This is a genomic window from Azoarcus sp. Soil_N_20, assembly GCF_057656155.1.
The window spans coordinates 26,815-38,498 of sequence record NZ_JBDGKX010000024.1; the positions used below are offsets into that span (position 1 = coordinate 26,815).

General features: G+C 64.9%; 10 protein-coding genes. 7 read left to right on the forward strand and 3 right to left on the reverse strand.

What is annotated here, in order from left to right; genetic code table 11:
• Positions 1 to 121: 121 nt before the first annotated feature.
• Positions 122 to 1,774, forward strand: coding sequence for a methyl-accepting chemotaxis protein (locus AC3A35_RS26220; protein WP_487439492.1), 1,653 nt, complete (start codon positions 122 to 124; stop codon positions 1,772 to 1,774).
• Positions 1,775 to 1,828: 54 nt separating this feature from the next.
• Here AC3A35_RS26220 and ribA read toward each other — a convergent pair whose 3' ends face one another.
• Together ribA and AC3A35_RS26230 are read right to left on the reverse strand one after the other, a co-directional pair.
• Positions 1,829 to 2,935, reverse strand: coding sequence for a GTP cyclohydrolase II (ribA, locus tag AC3A35_RS26225; protein ID WP_487439493.1), 1,107 nt, complete (start codon positions 2,933 to 2,935; stop codon positions 1,829 to 1,831).
• A gap of 190 nt (positions 2,936 to 3,125) precedes the next feature.
• Entirely contained in the window at positions 3,126 to 3,644 is a 519-nt protein-coding gene (locus tag AC3A35_RS26230; RefSeq protein WP_487439494.1) for a ribonuclease HI family protein, read from the reverse strand.
• A gap of 82 nt (positions 3,645 to 3,726) precedes the next feature.
• On the opposite strand from AC3A35_RS26230, the gene AC3A35_RS26235 reads away from it, so the two are divergent.
• The 3 genes from AC3A35_RS26235 to AC3A35_RS26245 all read left to right on the forward strand — a co-directional run bounded on the left by AC3A35_RS26235 (position 3,727) and on the right by AC3A35_RS26245 (position 5,110).
• A complete protein-coding gene (locus tag AC3A35_RS26235) occupies positions 3,727 to 3,930 on the forward strand; it encodes a heavy-metal-associated domain-containing protein (RefSeq protein WP_487439495.1) in 204 nt (67 codons plus the stop codon).
• A 50-nt stretch (positions 3,931 to 3,980) separates the two neighbouring features.
• Positions 3,981 to 4,250, forward strand: a complete 270-nt coding sequence (locus AC3A35_RS26240) for a hypothetical protein (RefSeq protein WP_487439496.1) — start codon at positions 3,981 to 3,983, stop codon at positions 4,248 to 4,250.
• A 152-nt stretch (positions 4,251 to 4,402) separates the two neighbouring features.
• On the forward strand, positions 4,403 to 5,110 hold the full coding sequence (locus AC3A35_RS26245) for an alpha/beta hydrolase (RefSeq protein WP_487439497.1): 708 nt from the start codon (positions 4,403 to 4,405) through the stop codon (positions 5,108 to 5,110).
• 132 nt (positions 5,111 to 5,242) lie between these two features.
• Here AC3A35_RS26245 and AC3A35_RS26250 read toward each other — a convergent pair whose 3' ends face one another.
• Positions 5,243 to 5,872, reverse strand: a complete 630-nt coding sequence (locus AC3A35_RS26250) for a hypothetical protein (RefSeq protein WP_487439498.1) — start codon at positions 5,870 to 5,872, stop codon at positions 5,243 to 5,245.
• A gap of 105 nt (positions 5,873 to 5,977) precedes the next feature.
• Between AC3A35_RS26250 and AC3A35_RS26255 the strand changes: the two genes are divergently transcribed.
• The 3 genes from AC3A35_RS26255 to tagF all read left to right on the forward strand — a co-directional run bounded on the left by AC3A35_RS26255 (position 5,978) and on the right by tagF (position 11,683).
• Entirely contained in the window at positions 5,978 to 6,802 is an 825-nt protein-coding gene (locus tag AC3A35_RS26255; protein ID WP_487439499.1) for a M15 family metallopeptidase, read from the forward strand.
• A gap of 133 nt (positions 6,803 to 6,935) precedes the next feature.
• The gene (gene tssM / locus AC3A35_RS26260) at positions 6,936 to 10,700 is read left to right on the forward strand and encodes a type VI secretion system membrane subunit TssM (RefSeq protein ID WP_487439500.1); all 3,765 of its coding nucleotides are present in this window, start codon (positions 6,936 to 6,938) and stop codon (positions 10,698 to 10,700) included.
• Positions 10,697 to 11,683 (forward strand): type VI secretion system-associated protein TagF, encoded by a 987-nt coding sequence (tagF, locus tag AC3A35_RS26265; RefSeq protein ID WP_487439501.1) that lies wholly within the window; start codon positions 10,697 to 10,699, stop codon positions 11,681 to 11,683. The genes tssM and tagF overlap by 4 nt, the downstream gene beginning before the upstream one ends.
• The last annotated feature ends 1 nt before the right edge of the window (position 11,684 follow it).

Genomic DNA, 11,684 nt, shown 5'->3' on the forward strand with positions numbered 1-11,684 from the left:
CCTCAAGAAACCGGATTGCGCGCCGCTAAGTAGATGGACGCGCGGTAACTATTCGACTTAATGTTCAACTAGCAAGACAAACACAATAAACACGTCGCCAATACGGCGCACCGGGAGACCCATGAGAACAGCCCCCTCTACCGCCACGGGTAGCAGCCTTGCCGTACGCACCCTGCTGTACTTCGCCATCGCGATGCAGATCGCCCTCGCCCTGTTCCTCGGACTGCTCGGGGTCAAGGGCATGTACTCGACGCTCAATGGCCTGGATGCGATGTACAACCAGCGTGTCATCCCGCTTCGCGACCTGAAGGTGATCTCCGACGAATACGCTGTTGCCGTGGTCAATGCAACCCAGAAGGTCCGCGACGGCACGCTGACGCCGGAGGACGGCGCTGCCGCCATGGAGAACGCGCGCAAGCTCATCAGCGAGAAATGGCAGGCCTTTCGCAGTGCAAATCTGTCGCCGACGGAACGGGAGCTGGTCACCACCGCCGAGCCCCTGATGGCCAAGGGCAACGAACTCGTCGACCTGATGATAGAGCGCCTCAAGCTCGGCGCCCTCAGCGAGATCCACGCCATTGCCGAGCGCTCGCTCTACCCGACCATCGACCCGATCTCCAAGATCATCCGCGAGTTGATCGAGTCGCAACTGGAGCAGGCCCGCCACGACTACGAGCAGGAGCAGGCGGCGTTCCAGCAGGCGGTGGCGATCATGCTCGCGCTGATCGTGATCGGCGGACTGTTGTCGGGGGTGGGCGGTTACTTCTTTGTGCGCAACTTCCTGATGCGGCCGCTCGAAGACGCGCGACGCTTCGCCAACGATATTGCCGCCGGCAATCTGGGCACGCGCATCACGATTCGCCGCGACGACGAGATCGGCAGCCTGATCCGCGCCCTGCTCAAGATGCAGGACGAGCTGCGCACCATGGTCCAGCTGATTCAGGGCAATGCCGAGCAGATGGCATCGGCCAGCCAGGCGCTGGCGAGCAGCACCGGCGCCATCTCTTCGGCCACGACCCAGCAGTCGGACGCGGCCGAGTCGATCGCGAGCGCAATCGAGCAGATGACGGTGTCGATCAATCACGTCTCGGAGTTCACCGCCGACGCACGGGTGATTGCCGGCGAGTCGGGAGACGCTTCGCACAAGGGGGCGGAGGTGATCCGGCGCGTGGTGAGCGACATCGAGTGCATCGCGCAGTCAGTCAACCAGTCCTCGACCGCCATTCGCGCGCTCGGTCAGCACTCGAAGGAGATCGCCTCCGTAGTCACGGTGATCAAGGAGGTCGCCGACCAGACCAATCTGCTGGCACTCAATGCCGCGATCGAAGCCGCTCGCGCCGGTGAGCAGGGCCGCGGCTTTGCGGTCGTCGCCGACGAGGTGCGCAAGCTGGCCGAACGCACCGCGGCGTCGACCGAGGACATCGGCCGCATCGTCGGCCTGATCACGTCGGGGACTGATTCCGCGGTGCGGGCGATGGACGATCAGGTGCGGAGCGTCGAGTCCAGCGTCAGTCTCGCCGCCGAAGCCGGTGCCGCCATCGCGCAGATCAACACGGCGTCGCAGAAGGTGGTGACGACCGTCACCGAGGTGTCGTCCGCGCTCACCGAACAATCGGCCACCAGCAGCGAGATCGCCCGCGGCATCGCCGATATTGCCGAGATGAGCGGGCGCAACAGCGGATCGGCGCGGGCGGTCGATACGGCGACGCAGCAACTGGCGCAGCTGTCCGGACAACTGCGCGAGACGGTCCGGCGTTTCCGGCTCGAGGGCTGAGCGCAGACCTCACCCGCCGGGGTCGGGGGGCGAGGTCTGCAGACCGGCGCAGGTCTACGCCGGACGGGTCAGCAGCTCTTCGAGCAGATGGCCGTGACGATCCGCCTTGGTGCGCAGGTAGTGGTGGTTGTGGTCGTTGAGCTGGCCGAACAGCGCGCGCCGGCTGACCACCTCGATGCCGGCATGGCGCAGCGCACGGACCTTTTCCGGGTTGTTGGTCAGCAGTTCGATGCGTTGCACCTCGAGCGCGTCGAGCATCTGGTGCGCGACCCGGTAATCACGCTCGTCCTTCCCGAAGCCGATCACCTGGTCGGCATCGATCGTGTCCAGCCCCTCGTCCTGCAGGCGGTAGGCGCGCAGCTTGTTGGCCAGACCGATGCCCCGCCCTTCCTGTGCGAGGTAGAGCACGATGCCGCCACCCAGCAACTTGATCATGGCCAGGCTATTGCGCAACTGGGCGCCGCAGTCGCAGCGCTGACTGCCGAACAGATCCCCGGTCAGGCATGCAGAATGCACCCGCACCGGCACCGCGTCCGGCCAGTGTGCGCGGTCGCCGAGCAGCACGGCGACATGCTCGCGATTGCCGTCCTCCTCGCGAAAGAGGACGAATCGGGCGTCGCCGAGATCCGCCAGCGGTACGCGTGCATCGCTGACCTGGGTCAGCCGACCCGGCCCGCTGTCGCACAGCGCAATCACCCCGGTCGTAGTCACCGCGAGGATGGAACCGTCGGCAATACGCTGTTCGAGCACTTCGTGCCGTCCGGCCGCTACGGTAAATGCCAGGGCCGCCGGAATCAGTTGGGCGCGCCGCATCAACTGCAGCCCGGCACGCTCATTCGTGGTCGAAGCCAGTGGCTCGATGGGTGCCTCCGTCGACAGCGTCGCCGCGCGCGCGAGCGACAGCCGAAGCAGCCGTGCACAATCGGGGAGTTCCTCGAAATGAACGCTGGCCGACAGATTCGGCACCGTCAGCCCAAGACTCGCAAGGCGATGCTGCGACAACACCAGCACCGGCCTGGCGTCGGTCAACATACAGGCCTCTTGCAGGGCCTGATCATCGAGCCCTTCCAGCGGAACGATCAGGGTGTCGCCATGGTCGCCCCGGAGCATTACCGGAAAACCACGGCGCAAATCAAAAATGGCGCGCTCTGCATGGCGCATGAATCGTTCTCCTGCGGGACTATTTCAGTAGTCGACACTTCGCGACCACGTATGTTCGTTTGCCGCCGATCATGTCTCGGGCGAGGGATGGCTCGGCCCGAACACCGGTCTGATGGCGGGATCGAACGCAGGTCGAAGGACGACAAAGGGTGAAACTATAGCAAACGGCACGGTTCATGCCGTCAGCCCATCATCGCGGTTGGCGACGCCGCCCACGCTGAGGCTTTCCCGGATGAGGTGCCGGCTTGTGGGGCAAGCCCAGCGCCTGACGGGAGAGCCGATCGGCATCACCGTTGCGATGTCTTGGCAACCAGCGCAGTTCGAGCAGATCGAACCGCAGCGCCCAGGCGCGTACCTGCTCGATCAGCACGACCAGTCGCGCGATTTCGGTCGTCGCGCGCCCGGTGCCATGACGCACCGCGAAGTCGCTATCGCCGCTCAGGACCAGTCGTCGCGCCCCGGCGTCATGGGCAAAGGACAGCGCAGCGCATAGCGCCTGCAATTCGGCCTCATTGCTGCATCCCGTCCCCACGCCGCGGGTCGAATATTCGACCCGTTGCCCGTCGGGAGACTGCAGTACGACGCCCAGACCAAGCTTCCCCGGATTGGGCAGCGCCGCACCATCGAACCAGGCCTCCCAGCAGGCAATGGTCTCTGCATCGGCGAAAGCGGCAGGCAGGCGCGGATCGGGCAGGAGGTGCTTGGTCAATCAGTGATCTCGATCAGGTTCCGCAGGCCTGCTATCTTGCCACTATCCGGGAACTTTACCGGCAACTTCCGGGAACAAACTTATGAATGTCTGCGAATTCGGGATCCGGGGCATGCGGGACGAACACTGCTTGCGCCTGGTGATGAATGCGATTCAGGACCTGCCGGGTATCGGCTGGCTGGAGATCTCGCTGGAAAGCGGCGCCGCAAGCGTGGAACACGGAAACTTCGTGTCCGAAAGTGACATCCGTCAGGCCGTCGAGGATGCAGGATTCGAAACGGTCTAGCGGCCGGTCACCCTTGCGGGCCCTGCCCTGACGCTGTAAATGGATCGACAATGAGCAAAGTGCCCAAGCTAACGGACTACGTCGAAATCGCCGCAGCCGAGTACATACAGGAAACCGGCAAATTCGAACTGGATGCGCGCTGGATCGCCGAGTTCTTTCAGGATAGTGGCGTCGCGGAACACTATCCTCGGCAAGATCTGGTCGCTTTTTCCATACTTGTCGACAAGGCCGTGGCGAAACACGCCGAGCGGGCGGGCAAACAGGCACGTTTGCATCTGGAGAAAATCGCGGCCATTGGAAAGAAATCGCACAAACCCTGACCCGGCCTGAGTGGACAGCGGTTCGCGCCTGCAGCACGGTGGGCACGGTGGAACTGGCCAGAGGATTTAGCCGCGCATCCGGCCGTGTTCCCGCCACGGCATCCTGTCACCCGGCTCCGAGGCGAGCGCCTCTTCCCGAACGGAGATATCACATGGACCCGAAACAGTCACCCGCAGCACTGCTGCCCGCGGTCGAAATCGAAACCGGACCAGGGCCCGCATTTGCGGTCATCTGGCTGCATGGTCTGGGGGCGGACGGGCATGACTTCGAACCCGTGGTCGGCGCCCTCGATCTCGACGGCCTGCCCGCAATCCGCTTCGTCTTCCCGCACGCTCCAATGCGGGCAGTGACGATCAACGGAGGCTACGTGATGCGTTCGTGGTACGACATCCTGTCGTCCGACTTTGCGCAACGCCGGGAGGATCCGCAAGGCGTACTCGAGTCGGCGCTGCAGATCGAGGCCCTCATTGCGCGAGAGAATGTTCGCGGCATCGCCGACGACAAGATTGTCCTCGCCGGCTTCTCCCAGGGCGGCGCCATCGCCCTGCATACCGGTCTCCGCCATCCCCGGCCGCTCGCCGGCATCCTTGCCCTGTCGTCCTATCTGCCCCTGGCCGACACACTGGCCGATGAAGGACATGAGGCCGGCCGGAACGTGCCCATCTTCATGGCTCATGGGCATGAGGACCCGGTGATTCCCTACGATTTTGGCCGGCTGTCCTACGAATTTCTCCAGCGCCAGGGCTTCAGGGTCGACTGGCATGGATATGCGACCGGGCACTCGGTCTGCGCCGAGGAGTTGCAGGACATCGAGACCTGGCTGCGCGCGGTGCTTGCGCGTAACATCGCGGCGGGTTGAGGCCTGTTCCCGGTGCGACCGGACACTGGCCGCGCGGCCGGCCGACAGCCATGAAGTACATCGAGGACACCACCGCATCGGCGCCGATTCGTCGTGCTCCGCCTCTGCTCACGCGCCCCGGGGACATCTGCTTTATCGCCTTGGCTGTGCCGGCCTGGCGTTTTCCACGATGACGGTGATGATGTCCACGTCCGGATCGCGCGCGGCCTTGCGCCGCTCTGCCGATATGCCGGCGGCCGAACTGGCGCCACCGGCCTTCCGGCCTGCGTCCTTGCGCACCTGTTTCCGGTCGGCACCGACCATCGACTGCGCGCTCGGGATGCCTTCCGCGGATGTAGGCCCGGCGCCCTCCGCGGCAACTTGTCCGGAAACCTGACCTGGCTCGGGCAAGGCGCTGACGATCGTCGCAACCGTTTTCGCACCCTGAACATCCTCGCGCCGGTCGTCGTCCAACCTGGTCCCAGCGTTCAGACCGGTCGCGGTGCGCATGACCGACTGCCCCGGCCTTGCGGTCTCGCGTTCGATACCGTGTATCAGCACGACCACTGCCGCGACCGCGACCACCAAGCCCGGCAACGCAATCCGCGCGGCGCGCCGCCTGCGCGCACGCGGTTCGTCGACACGAGGTCGAGCGCACAGTCCGCCAAGAATGCTGAACTGGTCACCATCAAGGCTCCTCGCATCGCCACGAAACAGGCTTGGTCTTCGCTCCGCGCCCAACTCGCATGTCATTTTTTTCTCTTGTTTATGCCATACAGGCATTCTAATGTCCTAAAATGCGGATCCGTAAGCCCCCTGCGGAATGTTTTTCCGGGCCCTGCAAAATTTCCTCCCTCGTCTCATTGCCCTTGCCCGATCGTGATCACGTTGACCGTACTCATCTACTTCGCCAGTCTGGCCTGTGTGATCTGGCGCCTCGAACGCACGGCACCCCGGCCGACACGGATCCGCCGCGAAGGGCAAACAGACGCCGGCGCATTCGAGCGCACAAGAAGACTGGGCGTCGTCGGCCGATCAAGGCTCACCGGCGCGGCCGGCCTACGGCTCAGGTTGCTCGGCGGGTTCCGCATGAATGCGGGGCTGGCGATGCTCGCCCTCGACCTGCTCTGCCTTCCGCCGCTCCTCGTACACACCCTTCACCGCCAACCGCTGTTCGACGTGGGCCACAACGAACCGGCATCCGACCAGCGGATTGCCGATTTACTGGTCGGTGAATGGCTGGCGCCACCGCCGACCTTGCCACCCGACATCTTTGCCACGCGCGAGCTCGAGTCGATTCGTCCAGCGATCCTGCGCGCCAACCGCGATTGGGATCTGCTGGACGTCGATTTTCGCCAGCGCCTGCTCGCGGTATTCGAGCTGATGCGCGAGCGGCACGGATACGAAACGGTGCTGATCGAAGGCTATCGGAGTCCGGAACGGCAAACGATGCTGGCATCGCCGGGCACTCGGCTGACCCGTGCAACCGCAAACACGAGCTACCACCAGTTCGGACTTGCCGCCGACTGCGCCTTCCTGCTCGAGGGCAGGCTGGTGATCTCGGAGCAGGATCCATGGGCAATGCGGGGTTACGAACTTCTCGGCCAGATCGCCGAAACGTCCGGCCTGCACTGGGGCGGGCGATGGACGCTGAGGGATTTCGGCCATGTCGAGTTGCGCCACGCGGGCAAGCCGGGACCACCGCAGTCATGAACCGCCCTCATCACCGACGACCGCATCTCGCCCACCCGCCGGTCGATGGAGACCCGATGAACCCCCCGTCGATTCAGCCGCAAAACCGAGTTGCAACGATCGCCACTCGCGCACAACCCCGGACCTGAGATCCATGCCACGCTTCCTCCACCGCCTCAGCGACGCCCGCGTCCTGTCCTTGATCGGCGTCGCCACTGTAAGTGCCATCCTCCTCCTTGGTGCGGACAGCCTCGGGATCGCACTGCGCTGGGCCGCATACGCGAGCGCCAGCGTCCTGCTGATCTGGCTCCTGACCCTGCTCTGGCGGCGGCACAAGGCGCAGCAGGCGGCCGACGCCCTCAACGGCATGCTCGACCAAGCGACAACAGCCGAACAATGCGCCAGACGCGATGCGTCGAACGCCGACAACGAAGCCCTGCGCCGGCGCATGCACGAAGCCGTCACCACAATCAGAACGTCGCGGCTTGGCCACGTTTCCGGGCGGACGGCGCTGTACGAACTGCCCTGGTACATCACCATCGGCAACCCCGCGGCCGGCAAGAGCTCGGCAATCATCAGCTCAGGCCTCAAGTTTCCTTTCGAGGACGGTGCAGGGAGCGTCGTCAAGGGGGTCGGAGGGACCCGCAACTGCGACTGGTTCTTCACCACCGAGGGCATCCTGCTCGATACCGCGGGGCGCTACTCAATCCATGCGGAAGACCGCTCCGAATGGCTGTTTTTCCTGTCGCAGCTCAAGAAGCACCGCCCGTTGGCGCCGATCAACGGCATCATCGTCACCGCCAACCTTGCCGAGCTGACCGCCAGTCCGCCCGAGTTTGCGATCTCGCTGGCCAGGAATCTGCGCCAACGGGTCCAGGAACTGACCGAGCATCTGGGCGTGTTTGCGCCTGCCTACGTGATGTTTACCAAGACCGATCTGGTTGCGGGCTTCAACGAGTTCTTCGAGGACATCGACTGGAACGAGCGCGACCGGGCCTGGGGGGCCACCCTGCCCTGCGCGACCGGAACGCGTACCGATGCCACTGCGCTGTTCGACCGTCATTTCGACGAGCTTTATGAGGGGCTGCGTGAGCTCGGTGTGGCGCATATGTCCCGCGCCCAGGGTGATGCCCGCCTGCGCCCCGGGCTGCTCGCATTTCCGCTCGAGTTCGCCGCCCTCAAACCCACGCTGCGGACCTTCATTGCCACCCTGTTTGAAGACAACCCGTTTCAGTTCGAGCCGATTTTCCGCGGGTTCTACTTCACCTCCGCAATGCAGTGTGGCGAGGCCTGCAGCACGTCCAATGAGCGCATCGAAGAACGCTTTGCGCTCACTGGTGACGGGCCCATGGCCGCGCGTGTTGGCGCACGGAACGGCTTTTTCCTCCGCGACCTGTTCTCGAAAGTGATCTTCGCCGACAAGCACCTCGTCAGGCAGTACGCGCACCAGGGCCGCACCCGTCTGCGCCGCACCGCCGTCGTTGGCGCCGTCGCCGTGCTCGGCGTGATGCTCGGCGGATGGAGCTGGTCGCATGCGAACAACCGTGCGCTGGCTGAAAACGTCCGCGCCGACCTCGAACATGTCGTCCGTCTGCAGGAAAACGGGGAGGATCTGCAGTCGCGCCTTGCCGCCCTTGAGATACTCCAGGATCGCATCCTGGAGCTGGAGCGCTTCGAAGCCGATCGGCCGCTGTCGGTCGGCCTCGGCCTCTACCAGGGTGAGGCCCTCATGAACAAGCTGGTCGACGAATACCAGACCGGGATTCGCAACGTCATGCTCGAGCCGGTACGCCGGCATCTGGAAGCCTTTCTGGCCGAAGTGAATAGCCAGGGCGGCACACTCGGTCAGCCTGATCGTAAACCCGCTGCCACGGACCAGGGCGCCCGCCGGCTCTATGCGCCAGCCAGCCCCGCCAGGATGGAGGACGCCTACAACGCCCTCAAGACCTACCTGATGCTGGCCACCCGCGAGCATCTCGAGGCGGGGCATCTGTCCGATCAGCTCGCCCGCATGTGGCGCGCGTGGCTGGAGGCCAATCGCGGCACCATGTCTCGCGACGAAATGATCAAGCGTGCCGGGCGAATCCTCTCGTTCCACATCGCCCATGCGGACAGACCCGACTGGCCCCTGATCGAGAACAACCCGGCGCTGGTCGACCGGACGCGCGAAACATTGCGCGAGGTCGCTCGCGGCACACCGGCTGTCGAACGCGTGTACGGCGAGATCAAGGCCCGCGCATCGACCCGATTTGCCCCGATCACCGTGGCTGCACTGGTCGGCCCGGACAACGACAGACTCATTGCCGGCAGCCATATGGTCTCCGGCGCATTTACGGTTGAGGCCTGGCACACCTATGTTCGACATGCGATCCGCGAGGCGGCGACCGGCGAACTGCAAACCACCGACTGGGTGCTGAAGCAGGCGACCCGGGACGACCTCACCCTCCAGGGAAGCCCGGAGCAGATCCGGAAAGCGCTGACCGCCATGTACCAGAAGGATTATGCCGACGCCTGGCGGCGGTTTCTGCAGGGCCTTGTGGTCACCGCCTTCCACAGTTTTCCCGCAGCGGTCGCGGCGATGGACCGTCTCGGCGACCCGCAGCGCTCACCGATCGGCATGCTGCTACGCACCCTCGACGCCCAAGCCTCCTGGGACCGCCCGATGGCCGGCAATGCAGACGCAGATCAAGCCGCAACGGGCTTCGTCGCCTGGTTCAGGCACACCGTCCTGCGCGTGGCACCAGCGCGCGCGAACGCCAGTACTCCTGTCGACCACACGATCCAGGAGCCGGAGTCAGGCCCGGTGGACGAGGTGTTCTCGGGCATCGCCCAGCTTCTGCTTGCGCGTGACGATGGAGCCCCGCTCGGCGAGCGCTACCTCCAGCAACTTGCAGGCATCCGCTCACGTCTGAACCAACTCGCCAACCAGGGAGACCCCGGGCCCGGCGCGGTCAGGCTGATGCAGGCGACGATGGACGGAGGCGAGTCCGAACTCGCCGACACGCTACGGTTTGTCGATGAACAGATGCTCGCCGGCATGCCCGACGCGCAGCGCGGCATGCTCCGCCCGTTGCTGCTCGGCCCCCTGCAACAGACCTTTGCGGCAATCGTCCGGCCCGCCGAGCATGAACTCAACCGGATCTGGCTGGCTCAGGTCTATGAGCCGTTCAGCCGCAGGCTGGGCGTCAAGTATCCCTTTTCGCCAGAGGCGGGGATCGAGGCAACGCCCGCGGAGATTGCCCACATCTTCGGCCCGGACGGAGCTATTGCGCACTATGTCGACACCTCCATGGGGACCCTCGTTGTCCGCCGCGGCAACACGCTGTCGCCACGCACCTGGGGCGATCTCGGGCTTCGCCTGCAGCCCGCCTTCATCGCCGGGTTCGCCCGCTGGGTGGGCCCGCTTGAGGGCGCCGCCGCGGTGTCGGCTGCACAGGAAACGCCGCAGACCACTTTCATGCTGATGCCGCATCCGGCTCCCGGCACCACCGAATACACGATCGAGATCGACGGGCAGCGTCTGCAGTACCGCAACGGCGCAGCGCAATGGGCAACCTTCGTGTGGCCCAACCCGGGCGCGACGGCAGGTGCGCGCATCGTCGCCACCCGCTTCGATGGCAATACGGTCGAGATCGCGGACTTTGCCGGTCGGTTCGGGCTGGAAAAGCTGATCAACACCGCCGAGCGCATCCGCAACGCCGACGGCTCCTTTGTGCTCACCTGGCATGCAGACGGGCTCCCGGTCAGCGTCGGCCTACGCATCATCAGCAGCAGTCAGGCGCAGGCCTCACAGGACGGCGAGCCGCGCCAAGGCATCGGGAGCGGCCTGCCACAAATGGTTGCCGGGGGGGCCGAGGCAGCTGCCCCGGAAGATTCGCGCGCAGCGCGTCCGGCAATCGCGTCCGTGGCAGCACAATGAATCCGGCCACCTCATCCGGTGCCAGCTATTTCGGCAAACTCCCCTCGCGTGGCGATTTCGTCAGGGGTGGGCATCAGGTCCGCCTCATTGGCCTGCTCGACCAGTGGACGTCCGGCTGCATGGAAGCACTCGCCGACAATCCGCGCTGGAAGCTCCTGTTCGACAGCGCGCCGGCACTGGACTTCGCATTCGTGGCTGCGCAGAGCCACCTGACGGTGATTGGCCATCTCAAACCAAGTCGTGACGCTTCCGGGCGCCGCTTTCCCTTTCTTGCCGCCGCATCGATCGAGTTCCCCGCCCCGCTGCCACTCCGCTGCGGCCCGATCGGCTTCTCCACGCTGTGGGATATCTTTCGTCGCATCGTGGGGCAGGCCTGCGCTACCGACATGCCAAACATCGTGCTCTGCGAACTCGCCGCCCTCGACTGCAAGGCCGCCGTGGAACACCGCCTGGCCGGCGATCCGCTGGGCCAGTTTGCGCGCACGACCACCCTCGGCGAACTGGCTGCTGCCCTCGGCCCGACCACCTCGATACATTCCGTTCGACGCCAGATCCTGGCGATCGGACTGCTGATGAGACCATTGCTCGGCGGCGGCGAGCTGTCGATCGAAAAGGGTCTGTGCCTGCCGCTGCCGACAGACGCTGGTCACCGCAGCACGGTAGCGGCGCTTTGGCTCTATCTGATCGCCGCACTGTTGCGCGACACGCGCTGCGAGCTGCAACTGCTGCTCGGCAGAGTCGACGGCAACGAGCGCCTGGTCGTCGGCTTCAACGGCGCCTCGCCCCGCGCCCTGCTCGGATTGCTTGCACCCATGTCCCTGAAGGAAAGCGTCATTGTGCTCGATGATCCCGAATGGATCGAGCATCATCCGGACCTCGTGACAGATCGTGGCGTGGCCCGACTGTCGAGCTACCTCGCACAACCTGCGATCACGGTTCAGGCGGCCCTGACCACCTTCTGTGAAGTCTTCCTCGGAGAATGAA